The organism is Actinoplanes utahensis (assembly GCF_016862455.1).
In the GTDB taxonomy this organism is placed as follows: Bacteria; Actinomycetota; Actinomycetes; order Mycobacteriales; family Micromonosporaceae; genus Actinoplanes; species Actinoplanes utahensis.
In genome coordinates this window covers 107,059-129,108 of sequence record NZ_BOMZ01000044.1, presented here as the reverse complement: position 1 = coordinate 129,108, position 22,050 = coordinate 107,059, and the positions used below count along the sequence as shown (strand labels likewise).

The window sequence follows — 22,050 nt, the reverse complement described above, 5'->3', positions numbered from 1 at the left end:
CGGCTCCGCCTGCCGATTGCCCCGGTGATGCAGGACAGGCGGCGGGACGGTGGTGAGAACGTGCAGGGGTCGATCGATGCGCCCGAACACGCGGAGCTGGAGCGCCTCCGGCAGGTGATCTCCACCGGGCCCACCGGCCTCGTCTCCATCGACGAGGCCGGGACGGTCCTGGTCTGGAACGAGTCGGCGGCCCGGTTGCTCGGCTGGACCGCCGACGAGATCATCGGCCGGCCGCTGGCCGAGATGGTGATCCCGGCCGAACTGCGCGAGCGCCACAACGCCGGGATGAGCCGCTACCTGGCCACCGGGGAGCCGAAGGTGGTCGGCCGCCCGGTCACCCTGCCGGCCCTGCACCGCGACGGCCACCAGGTCGAGGTCGAACTCACCATCTGGCCCTCCTGGGTCGGCGGCGAGCGGCAGTTCTACGCCTTCCTCCGGGACACCGCCGAGCAGCGGGCCGCCGCTGAGCAGACCGCCCGGCAGACCCGGGTGCTGCTCTCCACCATCGAGGCCCAGCGAGCCGTCACCGCCGCCGCCCGGGACCGGGACAAGGCGCTGAGCGTGGTCGCCGACCAGGCGATGGCCACCTTCCCGGTCGCCACCGGCGCGGTCGTCGAGCTGATCGCCGGCGACCACCTCACCTACTTCTCCGGCGCCGGGATCCTCGGCGAGCACACCGGGCTGCGCCTGGCCCAGGCCGGCTCGCTCAGCGGCGTCGCGATCGAGGGCCGGTCCGTGGTGCGGTGCGCCGACACCTGGACCGACACCCGGGTCAACGCCGAGGCGTGCCGCCGGATCGGGCTGCGGTCCATGTGCATCGCCCCGCTGTACAGCGGGGACCGGATGATCGGCGTGGTCAAGGTCGGCAGCGGCGTGCCGGACGCGTTCGACGCCGTCGACGCCCACCACCTGGAGCTGCTCGCCGCCAGCCTGGCCTCCACCCTGATGTACGTCGACGACTACGCCCGCAACACCACCCTGCTCGCCGAGCGGACCAGCGCCCTGGAAGCCCTCGAGGCCAGCGAGAACCGGTTCCGCCTGACCTTCGAGAACTCCCCGCTCGGGCTCACCCTGGCCAGCGTCGACCCCGGCTCGTTCGGCCGGTACCTGCAGGCCAACCCGGCGATGACGGCGATCACCGGGTACAGCACGGCGGAACTGCTGACCATGTCGTTCCATGACCTCTACCACCCGGAGGACGTCGAGGTCACCCAGGTGGCGTGGCAGGAGATGATCGCGAACGGCCAGGACGCGCTGCGGGCCGAGCGCCGGCTCCGCCACCGGGAAGGGCACACCATCTGGGTCAGCGTGCGGGTCGCCGCGGTGCGGGACGGGGACGGCGCAGCGTCGTACGTCGTCGTGCAGGCGGAGGACATCACCGCCCAGCGCGCGGCCGACGCCCGCCTGCACCAGCAGGCCGCGCTGCTCGAGCTGATCCCCGCCGCGGTGATCGTGCGCCGCCTCGACGGCACCATCCTGTGGTGGAACAACGGCGCCCAGCGGCTGTACGGCTGGTCCGCCGACGCCGCCCGCGGCAAGCGCACCAACGGGCTGTTCAACACGGTCTTCGACGGCGGCTCGGCCGAGGAGCAGCGCACCGCCCTGGAACGTGACGGCCACTGGGACGGCCAGGTGCAGCACCTCACCTCGACCGGAAAGGCGGTCACCGTGCTCAGCCGGCAGGTCGTCTACCGGCCCGCGCACGTCACCGGCGGCGACGTCGAGGTCCTGGAGATCAACACCGATGTGACCGCGGCCCGCGCCGCCGAACAGGCCCTCGCCGTCAACGAGCAGCGCTTCCGGGCGCAGTTCACGCACTCCGCCGTCGGCCAGGTGATCCGCGGGCTGGACGGCTCGCTGATCGCGGTGAACAAGGCGTTCGCCGCCATGCTCGGCCGCCGCTCCGAGGACCTGGTCGGGCGGGTGGCCGACCACGAGCTGATCCACCCCGACGACCTGATCGTGGGGCACACCGAGATCGCCACGCTGTTCGCCGGCGACGCCACCTCCTACACCCAGGTGCTGCGGCTGCTGCACGCCGACGGGCGCTGGATCGACGCCGAGGCGACCGTCTCGCTCGTCCGCGACGCCCAGGGTCGCCCCCAGCATCTGATCATCGTGGCCACCGACATCTCGGTGCGGCGCACCGCCGAACGGGCCCGCGACCAGGCCGCCGCCGACCTGGCCGAGCGCAACACCGCCCTGGAGACCGCCAACCAGCTCAAACTCGACATCATCGGCATGCTCGGGCACGAGATCAGCAACCCGCTGTCGGCCATCCTCGGCTACGCCGACCTCCTCGCCGACGACCTGGGTGAGGAGGCGTCGGGGTCGTACGCCGTCTCGGTGATCAGCCGCCAGGCGCAGCGCCTCGACGAGGTGGTCCGCGAGGTCCTCGCCATGGTCAGCATCGACGCCGGCAACATCAACGCGGTCCGCGGCGAGGTGCCGCTGCGCGCCGCCCTCACCCAGGTGCTGGAGAGCACCGGGAACGCGCACGTGCCGGTCAGCGGCCCGGACACCGCGGTGCTGTACAACCCGCAGCACCTCCAGCAGGTGCTGGTCAACCTGCTCACCAACGCGTCCAAGTACGCCGGCGGGGCGACCGGGCTGCGGATCGAGCCGGACGGGCCGATCGTCCGGCTGCGGGTCGAGGACCGCGGGCCCGGCGTGCCGGAGGAGTTCCGGCCGCAGTTGTTCGACCGGCTCACCCGCGCCGAACGCGACGCGGGCGCGGTCCGGGGCACCGGGCTCGGCCTCTACATCGTGCGCAGCCTGGCCCGGGCCAACCACGGAGAGGTACGGCACGAGCCGCACCCCGGCGGCGGTTCGGTCTTCGTGATCGAGGCGGAGACCGCCGGGAGATGTGTCGACGGCGACTCTCCGGCCCGGTGAAACCCACCCGCCGGCCTCCGGACGGACACGAACCGGGATCTTGCGCCGCATGGTTGCCCGCCTGCCGGGGAATCCTCTCGACGATTCCCGGTAGCCTGGGACCTTCGTCTCTTCGTGAAGGAGTTGATGTCCGCCGTGGGCGGATACGGCTGGCAAGTCGTCCTGGTCGTGGTCCTGGTGCTGCTCAACGCGGCGTTCTCAGGCAGTGAGATGGCGCTCATCTCGCTGCGGGAGAGCCAGTTGCAGCGTCTGGAACGGCAATCGCGTACCGGGAGGACCCTCGCCAAGCTGGCGCGGGACCCCAACCGGTTTCTCGCCACCATTCAGATCGGCATCACCCTGGCGGGTTTCCTCGCCTCGGCTGCCGCGGCCGTGTCGTTGGCACAGCCGCTGATCGAACCGCTGAGCTTCCTCGGCACCGCCGCGGAACCGGTCTCGATCATCCTGGTCACCATCGTGCTGACGTTCTTCACCCTGGTCGTGGGTGAGCTGGCCCCGAAGCGGATCGCGATGCAGCGGGCCGAGGGCTGGGCGATGCTGGTGGCCCGCCCGCTGGACATACTGGCGACGTTGTCCCGGCCGGTGATCTGGCTGCTCGGCAAGTCCACCGACCTGGTGGTCCGGTTGACCGGTGGGGATCCGGACGCGGGCCGGGAGGAGGTGTCCACCGAGGAGATCCGCGACATGGTCGCCGCCCAGCAGGACATCACCGCCGAGCAGCGCACCATCATCAGCGGCGCGTTCGACATCGCCGACCGGATCCTGCGCGAGATCCTGGTCCCGCGCCGCGACGTGCTGATCCTGCCGGCTGACCTGCCGGCGTCCGAGGCCCTGGCCAAGCTGGTCAAGGCGGGGCACTCGCGGGCGCCGGTGACCGGGCCGATGGGCCTGGACGACGTGCTCGGGGTGGTGCACCTGCGGGACCTGATCGCCGCCGACGGCCTGGTCCGCGATCACATGTTCACCCCGCTGTTCCTGCCGGAGACGCTGAAGGTGTCGGACGCGATGCGGCAGTTGCGGGTGCAGCGCCAGCAGTTCGCGCTGGTCGTCGACGAGCGCGGCGCGATCGACGGGATCGTGACGATGGAGGACCTGGTCGAGGAGGTCGTGGGGGAGATCTACGACGAGACCGACCGGGACGTGCAGTCGGTGATCCGGGAGGAGGACGGGGCGATGCTGCTGCCCGGCACCTTCCCGATCCACGACCTGCCCGACATCGGCGTGGACATCGAGGAACTGGACGCCGGCGACTACACCACGGTGGCCGGCCTGGTCCTGGCCCGCCTCGGCCACATCCCCACCGTGCCCGGCGAGACCGTCGCCATCGACGGCCACACCGCCGAGGTCGTGGAGATCACCGGCCGGGCGATCACCAAGCTGCGGCTGCGCCCGCTCCCGTCGGAGCCGTCGGAGGACGACGAGGCCACCGTCTGACCCGGGACGCGGCCGGGCACGGATCACATCGTGTCCGGCCGCGCTCCGCCGTCACCGGCCTCGACCTTCGCCGGTGCTCCTGATCATCGCGCTGTCGTTGCCGGCCGTGGTCCTGACCTTCGCGGTGGCGCGCCCCCGCGGCCTCTCGGAGGCCGTCGCCGCCGCGCCTCCCGCGCCGCCCCGCCCGGCAGAGCACTGGCGCGATGCATCGATGAGGCGCATGAGGTCGTGGACGAGGAAGGGTAGTCGTGGGCGATTCTGGTGGTTGGGCCGCAATGCGGGAGCGGCGGCTGGCCGAGCCGGGCGCGGCGGAGGCGTATGACGCCGCACGCCTGGCGTTTGAGCTCGGCAGGTCGGTGCGGGAGCTTCGGGAGCGCCGGGGCTGGAGCCAGGCGCAACTGGCGACGGCCTCCGGGATGACGCAGTCCGCGGTCGTCCGGTTCGAGGCCGGTGGGACCGTTCCGACCCTGCCGGTTCTGGAACGGTTGGCAGCGGCGCTGAACGTGCGGCTGAAGGTGGGCTTCGAAGCGGGGGATGCGGTCGCCTGATCGGGTACGGGCGGGCCGGGTGTCGAGGGGCGTCAAGAATCGGGGCCGGGGTGTGAATGCGCTCTCGTGGCGTCTCGGCGGGGAGGTGGGCGCGGAAGAATCCCGGTGAGGGCCGGCGGGAGACGGGTGGGGGACGAGCGAGGGTGACGCGCGGGGAACTGCGGATCTATCTGGGCGCGGCGCCGGGGGTCGGTAAGACGTACGCGATGCTCGAAGAGGCGCGCCGGCGTGCCGAGCGCGGCACCGATGTGGTGGTGGCGCTGGTCGAGACGCACGGGCGCAAGCACACGGCGGCGATGCTCGACGGTCTGGAGGTGGTGCCGCGGCGGGAGGCGGGCCATCGCGGGGTGACGTTCAGCGAGATGGATCTGGACGCGGTGCCGCGGCGGCGGCCCGAGGTGGCGGTCGTCGACGAGTTCGCGCACAGCAACGCGCCGGGGTCTCCGAACGCGAAGCGGTGGCAGGACGTGCAGGTGCTGCTGGATTCCGGGATCAGTGTGCTGAGCACGGTGAACATCCAGCATCTGGAGTCGGTCAACGACGTCGTCGCGCGGATCACCGGGGTGCGGCAGCGGGAGACCGTGCCGGACGCGATGGTGCGGGCGGCGCAGCAGATCGAGCTGGTCGACATGACGCCGGAGGCGCTGCGGCGGCGGATGGCGCACGGGAACGTGTACCCGCCGGAGAAGGTCGACGCGGCGCTCGGGAACTGGTTCCGCGCCGGGAACCCGACCGCGCTGCGCGAGCTGGAACGCGTGCTGGTCAACCTGATCGCCAACGCGCTGCGCTACAGTCCGCCGGGCCGCCCGCCGATGGTGACCGGCAGCAGTCACGGCGCGGTCGTCGAGCTGCGGGTGATCGATCACGGTCCGGGGATCCCGGCGGATCGGTGGGAGGATGTCTTCCTGCCGTTCCAGCGGCTCGGCGACGGTGACAACCACACCGGGGTGGGCCTCGGCCTGGCCCTGTCGCGCGGTCTGACCGAGGCGATGGGCGGCACGCTCACTCCCGACGAGACTCCCGGAGGCGGCCTCACCATGATCGTCGCACTGCCCGCGGGCGCCGCCGGATGACCCGCGTCCTGGTCGTCGACGACGATCCGCAGATCGTCCGGGCACTGCGGATCAACCTCAGGGCCCGGGGGTACGAGGTGGACACCGCCCCGGACGGCGCCGGCGCCCTGCACGCCGCCGCCGGTCACCATCCCGATCTGGTCGTGCTGGACCTGGGCCTGCCGGACATGGAGGGCGCCGAGGTGATCGCGGGCCTGCGCGGCTGGACGGCGGTGCCCATCATCGTGCTGTCCGGGCGGGCCGGCAGCGCCGACAAGGTCGCCGCCCTGGACGCCGGGGCCGACGACTACGTCACCAAGCCGTTCGGGGTGGACGAGCTGCCGGCCCGGACCCGGGCGGTCACCCGCCGGGTCCAGCCGGCCGGGGAGCAGGCGCCGGTGGTGACGGTCGGCGCGGTCGAGGTGAACCTGGCGGAGCGTTCGATCAGCGGCGACTTCCGGCTCACCCCGACCGAGTGGCAGCTGCTGGAGCATCTGCTGCGCCATCCCGGGAAGTTGATCACGCAGCGGGAACTGCTGCACGACGTGTGGGGGCCGCAATACCAGACCGAGACGAACTATCTACGGCAGTACATGGCACGTCTGCGCCGCAAGCTGGAGGCGGACCCGGCCCGGCCGCGCCATCTGCTGACCGAGCCGGGGATGGGCCATCGGTTCCGGCCATGATCGCGGAAATGCGGGGTAAACGGCCCGCCATGCGACTCGGAGTGCTCGACGTCGGGTCCAACACGGTCAATCTGGTGGTCGCGGAGGCGGACTCGGGTCTGCCGCTGCCGGTGCACACCTGGGAGCGGCGGCCCCGGTTCGCCCAGCGGCTGCCGGCCGACGGCACGATCGGCGACGACGCCCTGCAGCGGATGATCGCCACGGTGGACGAGGCCGCGGCGGAGGCGCACCGGGCCGGGGTGGACCGGATGTTCGCCTACACCACGGCGGTGGTGCGGGACGCGCCGAATTGCGAGGAGGTCCTCACCCAGGTCGAGAAGGCCACCGGGGTACGCCTGGGCACGCTCACCGGCATCGAGGACGCCCGTCTGACGTTCCTGGCGGCGCGGCGCTGGCTGGGCTGGCAGGCCGGCCCGATGCTGATGGTGGACATCGGCGGCGGCTGCCTGGAGGTGGCGTTCGGCCGGGACCGGCTGCCCGAGTCGGCGATGTCGCTGCCGCTCGGCGCGGGCCGGCTGACCCGCGAGTTCCTGGACGGCGACCCGCCGTCGGCGCGGTCGGTGAAGCGGCTGCGCCGGCATGTGCGGGACCGGTTCGCCGAGGTCGCCGCCCGGACCTCCTGGGAGGACCCGCGCACCTCGGTGGCCGCGTCGAAGACCTTCCAACAGCTGGCCCGGCTGACCGGCGCCGCGCCGCTGCGGCTCGGCCCGTTCGTCCCGCGCAGGCTGGAGGCGGTCGCGCTGCGGCCGTGGATCAAGCGGCTGGCCGGGATGTCCAGCGCGAAGCGGGCCCGGCTGCCCGGGGTGTCCCCGCACCGGGCCCGGCAGATCCTGGCCGGCGCGATCGTCGCGCACGAGGTGATGCGCCGGCTCGGTATCGCCAGCCTGCGGATCTGCCCGTGGGGTCTGCGGGAGGGCATCCTGCTGCGCGAGCTGGAGTCCCGGCAGCTGCCGCTGGTCAACGCCACCTGGGTGCCGTGGCGGTGACGATCCTCAACATCAGCCGCGACACGCCGATGGAAGGGTATCCGGTTCCCGCTCGGCGAAGGAGACACCAGTATGCGGCTGTTCGGATCCCGGGCGGTCAGCCCTGAGGCGGTGCGTCCCGTCCCGCGGGATGTGGAGGCTCTGGAGCAACTCGTTCAGGATCTGGAGGCGGTCACCGACGAGGACAGCGCCTGGCGAATCACGGTGGAGAGCACGACGCGGTTCTACGGCTTCGGATACGGCGCGGTCTGGGTGCCGGACGCGTCGGGCCGGCTGCGGCTGCGGCACGAGACCGGAACGCTGGTGCCCGCCATGCGGTCCGCGTTCGGGACGGACCCGGCCGACGGCGGCCTGGTGGCGCAGGTGGTCCGGAGCCGGGCGCCGGTCATCGAGGAGGACCCGGAGCGGCTCACCGGGTGCCGCCGCCAGCAGCACGCGATCACGTCGGGCATGATCGCGGCGGTCCTGCTGCCCGTGGTCAAGAACAACGTCGTGTGCGCCGTGTTCGAGTACTACACGGCGAACCGGGTGTTCGCCGACGACGCCCGGAAGGACAAGTTCGCGGCCATCATCCGGATCGCCGACCGGGCCCGGATCAGCGCGGTCGCCGCGGCCGAACTGCGCCAGGTGGCCAACGACCGGGAGGCCGTCACCACGGTGGTCAGCCGGGTCGGCGCGGCCTCGGACAGCCAGACCACGATCCGGGCGGCGCTGGACTCGGTGCGCACCGCGTTCGGGTGGGCGTACGGCTCGTACTGGGAGATCGACCCGGACGTGAACGTGCTCAAGTTCGCGGTCGAGTCCGGCTCGGCCGGCGACGAGTTCCGCCGGGTCACCCTGGCCGCCTCGTTCGCCGAGGGCGTCGGGCTCTCCGGCCGCGCCTGGCGGGCCCGCGACCTGGTCTTCGTCCGGGACCTGGCGGAGATCACCGACTGCGTGCGGGCGCCCGCGGCGCAGCGGGCCGGGGTCCGCTCCGGCGTCTGCTTCCCGATCCTGAGCGGGGACCGGGTGGTCGGCACGATGGACTTCTTCACCACCGAGTACATCGACCTGTCCGAGTCCCGGGCCGCCGCGCTGCGCAACGTGCAGCAGCTGGTGTCGCAGCGTCTCGACGTGGTCCGCGGCACCGAGCGGGCCAGCGCGAACGCCCGCGAGCTGCTCCACACCGTCGACCGGCTGCGCAGCGCCAGCCACGACGCGACGTCGGTGGCCGAGCAGGCGGTGACCCGGGCGTCGGCGATGACCGACGAGGTGGCCGCGCTGGGCCAGGCGTCCACCGCGATCGGCGACGTCATCAAGATCATCTCCTCGATCGCCGAGCAGACGAACCTGCTGGCGCTGAACGCCACCATCGAGGCGGCCCGGGCCGGCGAGTCCGGCAAGGGCTTCGCGGTGGTCGCCGGCGAGGTCAAGGAGCTGGCCCGGGAGACCGCCGAGGCCACCCAGAAGGTCGCCGAGCAGATCGCCGGGATCCAGGCCAGCGCGGAGACCGTGGCGACCGGCATCCACACCACCAGCGAGACGATCGGCAAGATGGACGCGGTCCAGGCCCGAATGAACGACGTGCTCGCCGAACAGGCGGAGATGGCGCGCGCGCTGTCCGGCTGACCCCTTCCGGTCGAACATCCGTCCTAGACTCCCCAGGGTGACGCTAAGCACACCATGATGCGTCTATGTGTCCGGCTGGTCGTCAGTGCCGTCTCGGCGGCGCTGAGACGGCACTGACGACCAGCCGGACGTGACACCTATGGAGGGGAGCGGAACATGAGCGGTGTCCGATTGCTCGTCGGCACCCGCAAGGGGCTGTTCATCCTGACCGCGGACGGCGCACGCCGGGACTGGAAGGTGGACGGCCCGCACTTCGCCGGCTGGGAGATCTACCATGCCAACGGCTCATCGGTCGACACCGGCCGGATCTACGTGTCCCAGTCGAGCGGCTGGTTCGGCCAGCTGATCCAGCGGTCCGACGACGGCGGCGCGACCTGGCGGCAGGTCGACCACGACTTCACCTACGCCGGGGACGTCGGCGAGCACCTGTGGTACGACGGGACCCCGCGCCCGTGGGAGTTCAAGCGGATCTGGCACCTGGAGCCGTCCCGGACCGAGGCCGACGTGGTCTACGCCGGCGCCGAGGACGCGGCCCTGTACAAGAGCACCGACGGCGGGCAGAAGTGGGAGGAGCTGACCGGGCTGCGCACCCACACCTCCGCCCCGCTGTGGCAGCCCGGCGCGGGCGGCATGTGCCTGCACACGATCCTGCTCGACCCGGTGAACCCGGACCGCATCTTCGTGGCGATCTCGGCGGCCGGGGCGTTCCGCACCGACGACGGCGGCGTCACCTGGCAGCCGATCAACCGCGGCCTGCAGAGCGAGGGCATCCCCGACCCGGACGCCGAGGTGGGTCACTGCGTGCACCGGCTGGCCATGCACCCGTCCCGGCCGGACACGCTGTTCATGCAGAAGCACTGGGACGTCATGCGCACCGACGACGCCGGGGCGAACTGGCGTGAGGTCAGCGGGAACCTGCCGACCGACTTCGGATTCCCGATCGCGGTGCACGCCCACGAGCCGGAGACGATCTACGTCGTGCCGGTCACCAGCGATCAGCTGCACTACGTGATGGACGGGAGGCTGCGGGTGTACCGCAGCCGTACCGGCGGCGACGAGTGGGAGCCGCTCACCACCGGGCTGCCGCAGGAGCACTGCTACGTCAACGTGCTCCGCGACGCGATGGCGGTGGACACCCTCGAGGAGTGCGGCGTCTACTTCGGCACCAGCGCCGGGCAGGTGTACGGGTCCGCCGACAGCGGCGACACCTGGCAGACCCTGGTCGCCGACCTGCCGCCGGTGCTCTCGGTGGAAGCGCAGGTGCTGCCGTGATCCGGGTGGTCCTCCCGCCCCATCTGCGCACTCTCGCGAAGGTCACCGGGGAGGTCCGGGTCGACGTGCCGGGCGAGGTTACCCAGCGGCACGTGCTGGACGCGGTCGAGCAGCGGTTCCCGATGCTGCTCGGCACCATGCGCGACCGGAACACCGGCGAGCGCCGGGCCCTGGTCCGCTTCTTCGCCTGCGAGGAGGACCTGTCCAACGAGTCCCCGGACGCCCCGCTGCCGGACCGGGTGGTCAAGGGCGAGGAGCCGTTCCTGGTCGTCGGCGCGATGGCCGGGGGCTGAGGCGGGCGCCGGTCTCGCTGAGACGGCGCCGATCCGCGGTGGCCGGGAGATCACCCGGCCACCGCGGATCGAGACGACGGTCAGTAGCAGGGACCGCACGCGTTGTGGAACGGGACGGCCAGCGGCCGCAGCGGCACGACCGGCTGGGCCAGCGGCACGATCGGGCGCACGATCGGCTGGGCCAGCGGCACGATCGGGCGCACGATCGGCTGCACCACCGGCGTGGACAGCGTGACCGTCTGAACGTCGGCGCAGTGGGCCACCACCGTGGTGCACTGCTCGTCGTCGTCGGCGGTCGCCCGGACGTGCTTCTGCGGCTTCGTCGCTGTCGGCTTCAGCTTCGTCATCTTCGGCTTCTTGTACGGCTTGACCACCGGCTCCTCGACGGCCGGGCGCACCTGGACGGTGGCCGGTTCGGCCGCGGGCTCCGGCTCCTTCATCGGCGGGGCCGGTTCCGGCTCGGGCTCCTTCACCGCGGGTGCCGGCTTGGCGGGCGCCTCCCATTCGTCCTCGCCCGAGTCCGGCTGCGTGACGACGGGCACCGCCACCGAAAGGGTGACCGGCTGCTGGACGATCAGCGCGTAGGGCTGAGCGGCCACCCAGTGCGGCCGGTAGGAGCAGTCGAAGTCGTCGGCCCACAGGGCCAGCGTCGACGCGTACGAGTTACAGCCGCCCATCGAGCCGTAGTAGCCGAGCACGTGTCCCTGCGGGTACCACGTCGAGCCGCCCGCCAGGGCCGGCCCGGCCCCGAACGTCGCCCCGGCGACCAGGCCGGCGCAAGCGGTGATCAGCCCCCGTGTCACTTTCCTCATCTCAAACCTCTCCGGTGTGTGAGCCGTTTCCCGGATAGCTGAGCACGACGTGCGGTATGGGGTCCGGCGTTCGGCGGAACGTCGGCTGATCGGATGGTCTCTGGCCTCTCCGGGCCAGCCGGGCGTGATCCGGCGGCATCGGGCGGGGCCTACGATCGTGGGCATGGCCAGGCGTTCCGGGGAGGCGACCCGTGAGGAGATCCGTGTCGCGGCGGCACGCCTGTTCCGGGAGCGGGGTTTCGCGCGCACCTCGGTCCGGGACATCGCCGCTCAGGCGGTCATCAACCCGGCGCTGGTGATCCGGCACTTCGGCACCAAGGAGCTGCTGTTCCTGGAGACGATGTCGTTCACGATCGACGACGAGCCGCTGTTCGACGTGCCGCTCGAGCAGTTCGGCGAGCGGTTCATCGAGGTGCTGCTGGCCGACGACGACATCCGGGGGGTGTACCTGGCCCTGGTCCGGGGCAGCAACGAACCGCGGATCAAGGGGCGCCTGCAGGCGGTCCACGAGCGGACCTTCGTGGAGCCGGTGCGCCGGCGGCTGACCGGCCCGGACGCCGACATCCGGGCCCGGATGGCCGCGACGGTGGTCGGCGGCCTGCTCTACGCGTTGTGGGTGGTGGAGGACGAGGGCCTGGCGCACGCCTCCCGCCCCGAGCTGATCACCCGTTACGGCGCGCTGCTCCAGCAGGCCCTCACCCCCACGTGAGCGTGGGGAGCCCGGGCGCGGGTGACGGCCGGACTCCACGCGCGCGGGTTGTGCCGGGTCCGGGCGTGGATGACGGCCGGACCCCACACGCGGGGACTACTGCACCGACCAGCCGCCGTCGGACGGGAGCACCACGCCGTTCAGGTTGACGCCGTCGTCGCTGAGCAGGAAGGTGATCGACGCGGCCAGGTGCTCGGCCAGCGCCACCCCCGGAATGAGCTGCAGGAACGGGCCGGTCCTGGAGCGGCCGAACTCGCTCTGGTCGACCGGCGCCATCCCGGTGGCGACCCCGCCGGGCGCGACCGCGTTGGTCCGGATGCCGCTCTGCCCGTACATGAAAGCGGTGTTCTTGGTGATGCCGACGACCGCGTGCTTGGAGGCGGTGTAGGCGACACCCGCGGCGTTGCCGCGCAGCGCGGCCTCGGAGGCGACGTTGACGATGGCGCCGCGGCCGGCCGACAGCATGGCCGGGACGACCGCCCGGGTGAGCCGGAAGACGCCGTCGACGTTGACCGCGAAGACCTTCTCCCAGACCGCGTCGGACGTCTCGTGGGCCGGGCTGAAGTCGTCGACCACGCCGGCGATGTTGGCCAGGCCGTCGATCCGGTCGCCGGCGGCGGCCACGATCCGGGCGATGTCGTCGGCGCTGGTGATGTCGGCGGCCACCGCGACGAACGAGTCGCCCAGGTCGGCCTCGGCCTGCTCGAGCTTCTCGGCGGTGATGTCGACGCCGATCACCCGGCCGCCCTCGCGGACGATGCGGGAGGCGGTGGCCCGGCCGATGCCGGAGGCCGCGCCGGTGACGATCACCGTCTTGCCGCTGAACCGGCCCGCGGTGATCTTCTCCGTCCAGCCGCTCTCCGCGGAGTCGGCCGGGGCGACCCCGCCGTTGACCCGGAGCACGAGCTCGTCGACGACGGCCTGCGGCATCTTGCCCTGGCTGAGCTCGACCATCTGCCGCAGCGGCAGAGTGCGGATCGGGGCCAGCATCGACGGATCGGCGCCGCCGGCGGCGAGCAGCTCGCCCAGGGCCGGGCCGCCCTCCGGATGGTCCAGCCAGTCGCCGATCGTGCTGTTCGCGGTCAGCGGCTTCGACGGGTTCGCCATGGGGGATTTCCCTTCGGGTCGGGGGATGAGCAGCGGAAGTGAACTTAGTTTACTTCCGCTGCCGGAGTCACCCCGGGTTTTCGGATAGTCGTCACACGCCGGCGGCCGGCGAACCAGACTCGGGATCATGCAGGTGCTGACCAAGCGGCAGACCAACGTCGTCTTCGTCACGATCCTGCTCGGGATGCTGCTCGCCGCCCTCGACCAGACCATCGTGTCGACCGCGCTGCCGACGATCGTGGCGGACCTGGGCGGGGCCGGGCACATGTCCTGGGTGGTGACGGCCTATCTGCTCGCCGAGACGGTGGCGACCGTGCTGGCCGGCAAGTTCGGTGACCTCTTCGGCCGCAAGCTGGTCTTCCAGATCAGCGCGGTGGTCTTCGTGGCGGGCTCGGCGCTGTGCGGCGTCGCGCACGACATGGCGATGCTCGTCGGCTCCCGGGCGTTGCAGGGGATCGGCGGCGGCGGCCTGATGGTCACCGCGATGGCGCTGATCGCCGACGTCATCCCGCTCAAGGACCGCGGCCGCTACCAGGGCGCGCTCGGCGCCGTCTTCGGCATCACCACCGTGGTCGGGCCCACCGTCGGCGGCCTGTTCACCGACCATCTGAGCTGGCGCTGGGCGTTCTACATCAACGTGCCCATCGCGGCCGTGGTGATCGGCATGGCCGCCACGGCGATCCCGTCGATCCGGTCGGCGGCCCGGCCGGTCATCGACTACGCCGGGATCGGCCTGATCGCCGCGGCCTCCACCAGCATGATCCTGGCCCTGGAATGGGGTGGCGGCGAGTACGCGTGGACCTCACCGATGATCATCGGGCTGTTCGCCGGATCGATCCTCGGATTCGTGGCGTTCGTGCTCGTCGAACGGCGGGCCGCGGAACCGATGCTGCCGATGCGCCTGTTCCAGAACTCGGTCTTCACGGTCTGCTCCACGCTCAGCTTCATCGTCGGGTTCGCGATGCTCGGCGCGATGACCTTCCTGCCGACCTATCTCCAGTACGTGGACGGCGTCACGGCCACCGCCTCCGGAGTGCGCACCCTGCCGATGGTCGCCGGGCTCTTCGTCACCTCGATGTTCTCCGGCACCGTGGTCAGCCGGACCGGGCGGTACAAGATGTTCCCGGTGGCCGGCAGCGCGGTCCTGGCCGCCGGGTTGTACCTGATGTCCACCATCGGGCCCGGCACCAGCGCCGGGCTGCAGTCGCTGTACATGTTCGTGATCGGCGCCGGGATCGGGCTGTCGATGCAGGTCCTCACGATCGTCGTGCAGAACACCGTGCCGTACGCCGACCTCGGCACCGCGACCTCGGGCGTGACGTTCTTCCGTACCCTCGGCTCGTCCTTCGGCACCGCGATCTTCGGCACCCTCTACAGCAGCCGGATCGAGGAGGGGCTGGGTACGGCCCTGACCACCTCCGGGGTACCGGCGGCGGCGGCGGCCGACCCGTCCGCCCTGCACCGGCTGACCGCCGCGCAGGCCGCACCGATCATCGAGGCGTACGCCGACGCCGTCACCTACGTCTTCCGCTGGGTCGTCCCGGTCGCCGTGCTCGGCTTCCTGATCGCCTGGTTCCTCAAGGAGCTTCCGCTGCGTGACAGCGCCCGGGCCGCCGCCACCGACGTCGGCGAGGGCTTCTCCGCGCCGGTTCCCGACGACCGGCTGACCCGCCTCGAACGGCAGATCAGCGACACCATGCGTCGGTCCGGCCACGACCGGGAGGTCCTCGACCGGGTGCTGTCCCGGTCCGGCACCGACCTCGACCCGGCGCAGGCGTGGGCGATGGGCCAGACCCACCTGCACACCATCGCGCGCGGGCGGGCCGAGCTGCCGGTCATCGCCCGGCAGCACCGGATGCCGCCGGAGGTCATCGAACCGGCCTTCACCGCGTTGTGCGAAGCCGGGTACGCCGGCCGCGACGGCCAGACCGTCCACCTCACCCCGGCCGGCGAGGAGCAGTTCGAACGGGTGAAATCGGCGTGGCACCAGTGGCTGGACGCGCATCTCAACGACATCACCATGTCCGATCCGGGCGATCGCGCCCTTCTCGACCAGGCTCTCGGGAACATCGCCGGGCGCCTGGTGGACGAAGAGCTGTCCGCACCGGGGGGCATGACCCGCTAGGGTCCACCAATGGGTTTGCTGGACAGGTTCGGCGGTTCTCCGCGCCGGCGTTTCGCGCAGCTCGCACTCAAGGTGGCCCGGCGCACCCCCGGCGTGGAGCGTGCCGACTACCGGCCCGACGAGTTCGCCATCGCGATCCATCGGGCCGGCGCGGACGGCCCCGCCCACCTCTACCTCTCCAACGTCTACCGGGAGACGGCGGACGCCTCCCCGGCGGAGCGCCGGGCCCGGCTGGAGAAACTGATCCGGCTGATGGCGCCGATGCCCGAGGACGACTGGGAGACGGTACGCGCCAAACTGCGCCCCGTCCTGCGCCCGGTGACGTTCGGGGTGGCCGGCCCGGCCGGGATGCGGCCGCCGCTGTCCCGCCCCGCCATGCCGTTCCTGCGGGAGCTGATCGTCATCGACACCCCGGAGGCGATGGCGTACGTGCTGCCCGACCGCATCGAGGAGTGGGGCGTCCCGGCCGACGAGGTGTTCGCGGTGGCCCGGGACAATCTGGCCGCGATCGCCCGCGCCAACCTGGAACGGCCGTGGCGGGACGGGCCGATGGTCAGCATGCTCGACGACGGCGACGGCTACTTCACCTCGCTGCTGCTGGCGCCCGGCTGGCTGGCCGAGGTGGGCGAGCGGATGGGCGGCCCGGTGCTGGCGTTCGCCCCGGACAACAACACGCTGCTGCTGACCCCGCTGCCGGAGCGTGGCGGCGACCGGCTGTACGCCGCGGTGGAGCAGGTCTTCACCGAGGCGGTGCGCTACCTGTCACCGGTCGGGTACGTGGCCGGCCCGGACGGGCGGGCCGTGCCGTACACGCCGCCGCCCGGCCACCCCGAGCACCTGGCGGCGCGGCGGGCCGCCGCCGTCCTGGCCCTCACCGAGTACGCCAACCAGACCGACTGGCTCGCCGAGCAGTACACGAAGGCCGGCGTCGACGTGCACGTCGGCAACCTGGTCGCCATCGAGCCACCCGGCGGCGGCCCGGCCGAGACCGTCGCCACCTGGACCGACGGCGTGAGCAGCCTGCTGCCCCGGGCCGACTCGGTCGCCTTCGCCCGCCCCGGAACCGGCGTCGAATTCCGGGTGCCGTGGCACGTCGCCGAGGAGGAGGCCGGCCTGCGCCCGGAGCCGCTGCTCGCCCCGCCCCGTTACCGGGTCGAGTCGTGGCCGGACGCCGGGGTGCTGGCCGAGCTCCGGCGGCGCAGCCTCGACTGAGCCTCCATCGCTTGCCGATCCCGCGGGCAAGGGTGGACCGTGGGCGGGGGACACTGCAGGCGAACACCGATCCTGGGGAGGGGCCGATGCCAGCCTTCGACGACGAGGACGCCGGTCTGCGGGTGGGACCGCCGGCGGATCACGCGGCCGGGCTCGAGGCGGTGCGGCTGAGCCTCGCCAACGCCGTACAGAAGATGGGTGTGCGCAAGACCGTGCGCAACCTGCGCACCCTGAACCAGCACGACGGCGTCGACTGCATGAGCTGCGCCTGGCCGGATCCGGCCGGCCGGCGGCACACCGCCGAGTTCTGCGAGAACGGGGCGAAGGCGGTCGCCTGGGAGGGTCAGCGGGACACCGTCGGGCCCGCGTTCTTCGCGGAGCATGCGATCGCCGACCTCGCCGGGCGCACCGACCACTGGCTGGAGAAGCAGGGCCGGCTCACCCACCCGATGGTTCGGCGCGACGGCGGCACGCACTACGAGCCGATCTCCTGGGAGGAGGCGTTCGACCTGGTCGGTGCCGCTCTGGCGAGCCTGGACAGCCCGGACGAGGCGGCCTTCTACACCTCCGGGCGGGCCAGCAACGAGGCCGCGTTCGTCTACCAGCTGCTGGCCCGCGCGTTCGGCACCAACAACCTCCCGGACTGCTCGAACATGTGCCACGAGTCGACCGGCACCGCCCTGATGCGCACCATCGGCATCGGCAAGGGCTCGGTCACCCTCGACGACCTGCACCAGGCCGACCTGATCGTGGTCAGCGGGCAGAACCCGGGCACCAACCACCCCCGGATGCTGACCGCGCTGGAGATCGCCAAGCGGGACGGCGCGAAGATCCTGGCGATCAACCCGCTGCCGGAGGCCGGGCTGATCCGCTTCGACAACCCGCAGAAGGCGCGCGGCCTGGCCGGTAAGGGCACCGCGCTGGCCGACCGGCTGCTGCGCATCCGCTCCAACGGCGACCTGGCCCTCTGGCAGGCGATCGGCCACCTGCTGCTGGCCCGGGACGTGGCCGACCGCGAGTTCATCGCCTCGTCGACGGTCGGCTTCGAGGCGTGGGCCGCGCACGTCGACCGGATCGACCGCGATCAGGTGCTCGCCGCGACCGGGCTGACCTGGGCCGAGATCGAGGCGGCCGCGGACATGCTGGCCTCGTCGAAACGGATCGTGCACTGCTGGGCGATGGGCATCACCCAGCACCGCAACGCGGTCGCCACGATCAAGGAGTTCGTCAACGTCGCCCTGCTCCAGGGCATGATCGGCAAACCCGGCGCGGGACTGTGCCCGGTCCGCGGGCACTCCAACGTGCAGGGCGACCGGAGCATGGGCATCTGGGAGAAGCCACCGGCGGCCTTCCTGGACCGGCTGCGCGACGAGTTCGGGTTCGAGCCGCCGCGCGAGCACGGCCACGACGCGGTCGACACGGTCAAGGCGTTCCGTGACGGGCGGGCGAAGGTGTTCGTCGCGCTCGGCGGCAACTTCGTCGGCGCGATGTCCGACACCGAGGTGACCGCCGCCGCGATGCGGAACGCGGCGCTGACCGTGCAGATCTCCACCAAGCTCAACCGCAGCCACGTCGAGGCGGGGCGGACCGCGCTGATCCTGCCGACCCTCGGGCGCACCGAGCAGGACCTGACCGGCGGCCGGGTGCAGCGGGTCACCGTGGAGGACTCGATGTCGGCGGTGCACGCCTCCCGCGGCCGCTCCGACCCGGCCGGGCCGCTGCTGCGCTCCGAGGTCGACATCGTCTGCGGCATCGCCGGGGCGGCGCTCGGCGACCGGTACGGGATCCCGTGGGCGGAGTTCGCCGGGGACTACGAGACGATCCGGGACCGGATCGGGCGGGTGGTGCCGGGCTGCGACGACTACGCCGCGAAGATCCGGGCCGGCGGGTTCACCATGCCGCACCCGCCGCGCGACTCCCGGACCTTCCCCACCCGGGAGGGCCGGGCCGTCTTCACGGTCAGCCCGCTCGAGGTGATGACGGTGCCGCCGGGCCGGCTCGTGTTGCAGACGCTGCGCAGCCACGACCAGTTCAACACCACCGTCTACGGCCTCGACGACCGGTACCGGGGGATCAGCCAGGGGCGGCGGGTGGTCTTCATCAACGCCGCCGACCTGGACGAGCTCGGGTTCGCCGACGGCGACGTGGTCGACCTGGTCTCCGAGTGGACCGACGGGGTCGAGCGGCGGGCCGACCGGTTCCGGCTGGTCGCCTACGACACCCCGAAGGGCTGCGTCGCCGCCTACTACCCGGAGACGAACCCGCTGGTCCCGCTCGACTCGCAGGCCGAGGAGAGCGGAACCCCCACCTCCAAGTGGGTGCAGGTCCGCCTGGAACGGCGTTAGTTCACCGGCGGGTTCGCACGGCTGCCGGTGTACGAGACCCCGACCGCCCACAGCAGCTCGTCCGGCATCCCGGTGGGCCGCATCCGGAACCAGGCCGGGATGACGGATTCACGCCGGGGCTCCTGGGCATGAGAGGGGACGGGAGGGAGCATGAGCCTGGCCGGGAATCCTGTGGCTGACCTGTGGATTCGGCTACCGCAGTGTGGCGGCCGGGTGAGGCCGGTCGCTCACGAAACGGATGAACCGCGATCGGGCGCCACCGGCGGTACGAGCCGGGCAGCTTTTCCTACTGATTCAGTATGAGAGGTAGGGCCACTGAGTAATGCCGGTCACCCCTCCCTGGTGAGCGGTGACCGCTGAGCGTACGTTGCCGGAAACACCGAAGAATCGACCGAAAGTTCCTCCGAATGCATATCGCGATCACCCGGCGCCGCGCCCTCGCCTCTCTCGCCGCCGCCTCTCTCGCCCTGGCCACCGCGGCCTGCGGCGACAGCGGCGCCGAGGAGAAGAGCGCGGCCGGGCTGACGAAGATCCAGGTCGCCCTCGACTGGACGCCCAACACCAACCACACCGGCCTCTACGTGGCCCAGGCCAAGGGCTTCTTCGCCGCCCGCGGCCTGGAGGTGGAGATCGTCCAGCCGGGCGACGCCGACCCCGCCGCGCTGGTCGCCGCCGACAAGATCCCGTTCGCGATCAGCGCGCAGGAGTCGCTCACCCAGGCCCGGGCCGAGGGCGCGCCGCTGGTCTCGATCGCCGCGGTCGTCCAGCACAACACCTCCGGCTTCGCCTCGCCCAAGGACCGCAACCTGACCCGGCCGGCGCAGTACGCGGGGAAGACGTACGGCGGCTGGGGCGGCCCGATCGAGGCGCCGCTGCTCAAGACCATCGTGGCGGCCGACGGCGGCGACGCGGCAGCGGTCAAGACGGTCAACGTCGGCGACGCCGACTTCTTCGCCGCCACCAAGAAGGGGATCGACTTCCAGTGGATCTACTACGGGTGGACCGGCATCGAGGCCGAGCTGCGCGGTGAGCCGGTCAACATCCAGTACGTCAAGGACTACGACAAGGCGCTCGACTTCTACACCCCGATCCTGATCACCAACGAGAAGCGGATCTCCGGCGACGCCGACCTCGTCAAGAGGTTCACCGCGGCGGTCTCCGAGGGGTACGTGTACGCCGCGAAGAACCACGCCGAGTCCGCGGACCTCCTGCTCAAGGCCGCTCCCGACCTGAACGCCGAGCTCGTGCGCAAGAGCCAGGAGTGGCTCAGCCCGAAGTACCAGGACGACGCCGCCCGCTGGGGTGAGCAGAAGGCCGAGATCTGGACCGGGTTCTCCGACTGGCTGTACGACCAGAAGGTCATCACCACGAAGGTGGACGGCACGAAGGCGTACACCAACGACTTCCTGCCCTCGGCGTGACCCTCAAGCGCGTCCTGCCCCCGGCGATCACGCTGATCCTGCTGATCGCCGGGTGGCAGCTCTACACCAGCGTCTCCGGCGTCGACACCTGGCTGCTGCCCAGCCCCGCCGACATCGGGGAGGCCGGGCTGCTGCAGCGCGAGGCGCTCACCGACCACACTCTGGCCACGGCGGAGCTGACGGTGTACGGGTTCGGCGCCGGCGTGGCCACCGGGCTCCTCGTCGCCGTTCTGCTGCACCTGATCCCGGTGGTCCGCGCCGCCGTCTACCCGCTGCTGGTGATCAGCCAGAACGTGCCGGTGATCGCGATCGCGCCACTGCTCGTGGTCTGGCTCGGCTTCGGGCTGGCCCCGAAGATCGTGGTGATCATCCTGGTCTGCTTCTTCCCGGTGGCGGTGGCCACCCTGGACGGGCTGCGCCGCAGCGACCCGCTGATCGCCGACTACCTGCTGATGAGCGGGGCGAACCGGCGGCAGTTGTTCACCAAGCTGCAGTGGCCGCACGCGCTGCCGACGATGTTCTCCGGGCTGAAGATCGCGGCGACGTACAGCGTGTTCGGCGCGATCGTCTCCGAGTGGCTCGGCGCCGAGAAGGGGATCGGGCAGTACATGATGATCCAGAAGTCGGCGTTCCGGGCGGACCGGATGTTCGTCGCGATCGGGATCGTGATCGTCCTGGCGCTGGTGATCTTCGGCCTGGTCGTCCTGCTGGAGAAGCTGACCGTCAAGGGGCGTCGTGGTGACTGAGGCTCTGTCCGTTCGTGATCTCAGCCATTCCTTCGGCGATCTGCCCGTCATCTCGGACATCTCGCTGACCGTGGCAGCGGGGGAGTTCGTTTCGATCGTCGGCCCCTCGGGAAGCGGCAAGAGCACCCTCTTCCACCTGATCGGCGGCCTGCTCACCCCCGCAAAAGGCGAGATCTCCGTCAATGGCGTGAAGGCCCGCCGAGGGATGATCGGCTACATGCCGCAGCAGCCGGCCCTCATGCCGTGGCGCACTATCGAGGCCAATGTCGTACTGAGCCAAGAAATCCGGGGCAAAGCGGACCGGATGCAGGCGCGGGAGTGGCTTGCCAGGGTCGGGCTGGACGGGTTCGCCAGGTCCTATCCCCATCAGCTCTCCGGCGGCATGCAACAGCGCGTCGCGTTCCTCCGTGCGCTGCTCTCCGACCAGCCGCTGCTGTGCCTCGACGAACCGTTCAGCGCCCTCGACGCGATGACCCGCCTCGAGATGCACCGCTGGCTGCTGGACATCTGGGAGGCGAACCGCCGCGCCGTCCTCTTCGTCACCCACAACATCGAGGAGGCCCTGCTCCTCTCCGACACCGTCTACGTCTTCTCCCGGCGCCCCGCCACCATCCTGGAGAAGGTCACCGTCCCCTTCGACCGCCCCCGCCGCGACGACGTCGTCGACGACCCCGCATTCGTCAAGCTGCGCCGCCGTCTCACCGATCTGCTGACAGGCGCCCCCCGATGACCCGCACCCACGTCCCTGTGACGCTCGGGTACCTCCACCCGTGGACCGACAGCCCGGCGGAACTGATGG

The 22,050-nt window shown here is 71.5% G+C and carries 19 protein-coding genes and 1 pseudogene; 17 read left to right on the top strand and 3 right to left on the bottom strand.

Annotated elements, in window-relative coordinates; translation table 11 throughout:
- Positions 1–27: 27 nt before the first annotated feature.
- The 10 genes and pseudogenes from Aut01nite_RS16810 to Aut01nite_RS16770 all read left to right on the top strand — a co-directional run bounded on the left by Aut01nite_RS16810 (position 28) and on the right by Aut01nite_RS16770 (position 10,774).
- Complete coding sequence (locus Aut01nite_RS16810; protein WP_052163081.1) at positions 28–2,895, top strand: PAS domain S-box protein; 2,868 nt, start codon at positions 28–30, stop codon at positions 2,893–2,895.
- Positions 2,896–3,021: 126 nt separating this feature from the next.
- The gene (locus Aut01nite_RS16805; protein WP_043521828.1) at positions 3,022–4,329 is read left to right on the top strand and encodes a hemolysin family protein; all 1,308 of its coding nucleotides are present in this window, start codon (positions 3,022–3,024) and stop codon (positions 4,327–4,329) included.
- A 275-nt stretch (positions 4,330–4,604) separates the two neighbouring features.
- Positions 4,605–4,877 (top strand): helix-turn-helix domain-containing protein, encoded by a 273-nt coding sequence (locus Aut01nite_RS16800; protein ID WP_236642468.1) that lies wholly within the window; start codon positions 4,605–4,607, stop codon positions 4,875–4,877.
- Between the two features lie 143 nt (positions 4,878–5,020).
- Positions 5,021–5,626 (top strand): annotated as a pseudogene (locus Aut01nite_RS16795) (histidine kinase); the annotation flags it as partial.
- Positions 5,615–5,950 carry a sensor histidine kinase gene (locus Aut01nite_RS44820; protein WP_373871501.1) on the top strand — a complete coding sequence of 112 codons (336 nt, stop codon included), beginning with the start codon at positions 5,615–5,617 and terminating at the stop codon, positions 5,948–5,950. The pseudogene Aut01nite_RS16795 and the gene Aut01nite_RS44820, both read left to right, overlap by 12 nt.
- A complete protein-coding gene (locus Aut01nite_RS16790; RefSeq protein ID WP_043521660.1) occupies positions 5,947–6,615 on the top strand; it encodes a response regulator in 669 nt (222 codons plus the stop codon). The genes Aut01nite_RS44820 and Aut01nite_RS16790 overlap by 4 nt, the downstream gene beginning before the upstream one ends.
- 29 nt (positions 6,616–6,644) lie before the next feature.
- Positions 6,645–7,601, top strand: a complete 957-nt coding sequence (locus Aut01nite_RS16785; protein WP_052163083.1) for a Ppx/GppA family phosphatase — start codon at positions 6,645–6,647, stop codon at positions 7,599–7,601.
- 72 nt (positions 7,602–7,673) lie between these two features.
- Positions 7,674–9,209: a methyl-accepting chemotaxis protein gene (locus Aut01nite_RS16780; RefSeq protein ID WP_043521662.1), complete on the top strand. Its 1,536-nt coding sequence runs from the start codon at positions 7,674–7,676 to the stop codon at positions 9,207–9,209.
- A 156-nt stretch (positions 9,210–9,365) separates the two neighbouring features.
- Complete coding sequence (locus Aut01nite_RS16775) at positions 9,366–10,481, top strand: WD40/YVTN/BNR-like repeat-containing protein (RefSeq protein ID WP_043521664.1); 1,116 nt, start codon at positions 9,366–9,368, stop codon at positions 10,479–10,481.
- On the top strand, positions 10,478–10,774 hold the full coding sequence (locus Aut01nite_RS16770) for a MoaD/ThiS family protein (RefSeq protein ID WP_043521665.1): 297 nt from the start codon (positions 10,478–10,480) through the stop codon (positions 10,772–10,774). Before Aut01nite_RS16775 ends, Aut01nite_RS16770 begins: the two co-directional genes overlap by 4 nt.
- An 80-nt stretch (positions 10,775–10,854) precedes the next feature.
- Here Aut01nite_RS16770 and Aut01nite_RS16765 read toward each other — a convergent pair whose 3' ends face one another.
- On the bottom strand, positions 10,855–11,586 hold the full coding sequence (locus Aut01nite_RS16765; RefSeq protein WP_152628444.1) for a hypothetical protein: 732 nt from the start codon (positions 11,584–11,586) through the stop codon (positions 10,855–10,857).
- 163 nt (positions 11,587–11,749) lie between these two features.
- Here Aut01nite_RS16765 and Aut01nite_RS16760 point away from each other — a divergent pair, with 163 nt between their 5' ends.
- Positions 11,750–12,295 (top strand): TetR/AcrR family transcriptional regulator, encoded by a 546-nt coding sequence (locus Aut01nite_RS16760; RefSeq protein WP_043521669.1) that lies wholly within the window; start codon positions 11,750–11,752, stop codon positions 12,293–12,295.
- Between the two features lie 96 nt (positions 12,296–12,391).
- Here Aut01nite_RS16760 and Aut01nite_RS16755 read toward each other — a convergent pair whose 3' ends face one another.
- Positions 12,392–13,402 (bottom strand): SDR family NAD(P)-dependent oxidoreductase, encoded by a 1,011-nt coding sequence (locus tag Aut01nite_RS16755; RefSeq protein WP_043521670.1) that lies wholly within the window; start codon positions 13,400–13,402, stop codon positions 12,392–12,394.
- 127 nt (positions 13,403–13,529) lie between these two features.
- Here Aut01nite_RS16755 and Aut01nite_RS16750 point away from each other — a divergent pair, with 127 nt between their 5' ends.
- The 3 genes from Aut01nite_RS16750 (at position 13,530) to Aut01nite_RS16740 (ending at position 19,084) form a co-directional block, all read left to right on the top strand.
- Positions 13,530–15,527, top strand: coding sequence for an MDR family MFS transporter (locus Aut01nite_RS16750; RefSeq protein WP_052163084.1), 1,998 nt, complete (start codon positions 13,530–13,532; stop codon positions 15,525–15,527).
- Between the two features lie 9 nt (positions 15,528–15,536).
- Positions 15,537–16,739, top strand: coding sequence for a DUF1444 domain-containing protein (locus Aut01nite_RS16745; RefSeq protein WP_043521672.1), 1,203 nt, complete (start codon positions 15,537–15,539; stop codon positions 16,737–16,739).
- Between the two features lie 86 nt (positions 16,740–16,825).
- Positions 16,826–19,084 (top strand): FdhF/YdeP family oxidoreductase, encoded by a 2,259-nt coding sequence (locus Aut01nite_RS16740; RefSeq protein ID WP_043521674.1) that lies wholly within the window; start codon positions 16,826–16,828, stop codon positions 19,082–19,084.
- Here Aut01nite_RS16740 and Aut01nite_RS16735 read toward each other — a convergent pair.
- The gene (locus Aut01nite_RS16735; protein WP_161790569.1) at positions 19,081–19,236 is read right to left on the bottom strand and encodes a hypothetical protein; all 156 of its coding nucleotides are present in this window, start codon (positions 19,234–19,236) and stop codon (positions 19,081–19,083) included. The two genes, Aut01nite_RS16740 and Aut01nite_RS16735, sit on opposite strands and share 4 nt — an antisense overlap.
- A 255-nt stretch (positions 19,237–19,491) precedes the next feature.
- Here Aut01nite_RS16735 and Aut01nite_RS16730 point away from each other — a divergent pair, with 255 nt between their 5' ends.
- The 3 genes from Aut01nite_RS16730 to Aut01nite_RS16720 are packed head-to-tail and all read left to right on the top strand — an operon-like array spanning position 19,492 to position 21,981.
- A complete protein-coding gene (locus Aut01nite_RS16730) occupies positions 19,492–20,505 on the top strand; it encodes an ABC transporter substrate-binding protein (RefSeq protein ID WP_043521675.1) in 1,014 nt (337 codons plus the stop codon).
- Positions 20,502–21,251 carry an ABC transporter permease gene (locus tag Aut01nite_RS16725; protein ID WP_043521676.1) on the top strand — a complete coding sequence of 250 codons (750 nt, stop codon included), beginning with the start codon at positions 20,502–20,504 and terminating at the stop codon, positions 21,249–21,251. The genes Aut01nite_RS16730 and Aut01nite_RS16725 overlap by 4 nt, the downstream gene beginning before the upstream one ends.
- Positions 21,244–21,981 (top strand): ABC transporter ATP-binding protein, encoded by a 738-nt coding sequence (locus Aut01nite_RS16720; protein WP_201775412.1) that lies wholly within the window; start codon positions 21,244–21,246, stop codon positions 21,979–21,981. Before Aut01nite_RS16725 ends, Aut01nite_RS16720 begins: the two co-directional genes overlap by 8 nt.
- Positions 21,982–22,050 lie beyond the last annotated feature (69 nt).

Excerpts from the sequence above, each read along its gene's own strand:
- Aut01nite_RS16810 (WP_052163081.1), top strand. The coding sequence starts at position 28 with ATGCAGGACAGGCGGCGGGACGGTGGTGAGAACGTGCAGGGGTCGATC.
- Aut01nite_RS16805 (WP_043521828.1), top strand. The coding sequence starts at position 3,022 with ATGTCCGCCGTGGGCGGATACGGCTGGCAAGTCGTCCTGGTCGTGGTC.
- Aut01nite_RS16800 (WP_236642468.1), top strand. The coding sequence starts at position 4,605 with ATGCGGGAGCGGCGGCTGGCCGAGCCGGGCGCGGCGGAGGCGTATGAC.
- Aut01nite_RS16790 (WP_043521660.1), top strand. The coding sequence starts at position 5,947 with ATGACCCGCGTCCTGGTCGTCGACGACGATCCGCAGATCGTCCGGGCA.
- Aut01nite_RS16785 (WP_052163083.1), top strand. The coding sequence starts at position 6,645 with ATGCGACTCGGAGTGCTCGACGTCGGGTCCAACACGGTCAATCTGGTG.
- Aut01nite_RS16780 (WP_043521662.1), top strand. The coding sequence starts at position 7,674 with ATGCGGCTGTTCGGATCCCGGGCGGTCAGCCCTGAGGCGGTGCGTCCC.
- Aut01nite_RS16775 (WP_043521664.1), top strand. The coding sequence starts at position 9,366 with ATGAGCGGTGTCCGATTGCTCGTCGGCACCCGCAAGGGGCTGTTCATC.
- Aut01nite_RS16765 (WP_152628444.1), bottom strand. The coding sequence starts at position 11,586 with ATGAGGAAAGTGACACGGGGGCTGATCACCGCTTGCGCCGGCCTGGTC.
- Aut01nite_RS16760 (WP_043521669.1), top strand. The coding sequence starts at position 11,750 with ATGGCCAGGCGTTCCGGGGAGGCGACCCGTGAGGAGATCCGTGTCGCG.
- Aut01nite_RS16755 (WP_043521670.1), bottom strand. The coding sequence starts at position 13,402 with ATGGCGAACCCGTCGAAGCCGCTGACCGCGAACAGCACGATCGGCGAC.
- Aut01nite_RS16750 (WP_052163084.1), top strand. The coding sequence starts at position 13,530 with ATGCAGGTGCTGACCAAGCGGCAGACCAACGTCGTCTTCGTCACGATC.
- Aut01nite_RS16745 (WP_043521672.1), top strand. The coding sequence starts at position 15,537 with ATGGGTTTGCTGGACAGGTTCGGCGGTTCTCCGCGCCGGCGTTTCGCG.
- Aut01nite_RS16740 (WP_043521674.1), top strand. The coding sequence starts at position 16,826 with ATGCCAGCCTTCGACGACGAGGACGCCGGTCTGCGGGTGGGACCGCCG.
- Aut01nite_RS16735 (WP_161790569.1), bottom strand. The coding sequence starts at position 19,236 with ATGCTCCCTCCCGTCCCCTCTCATGCCCAGGAGCCCCGGCGTGAATCC.
- Aut01nite_RS16730 (WP_043521675.1), top strand. The coding sequence starts at position 19,492 with ATGCATATCGCGATCACCCGGCGCCGCGCCCTCGCCTCTCTCGCCGCC.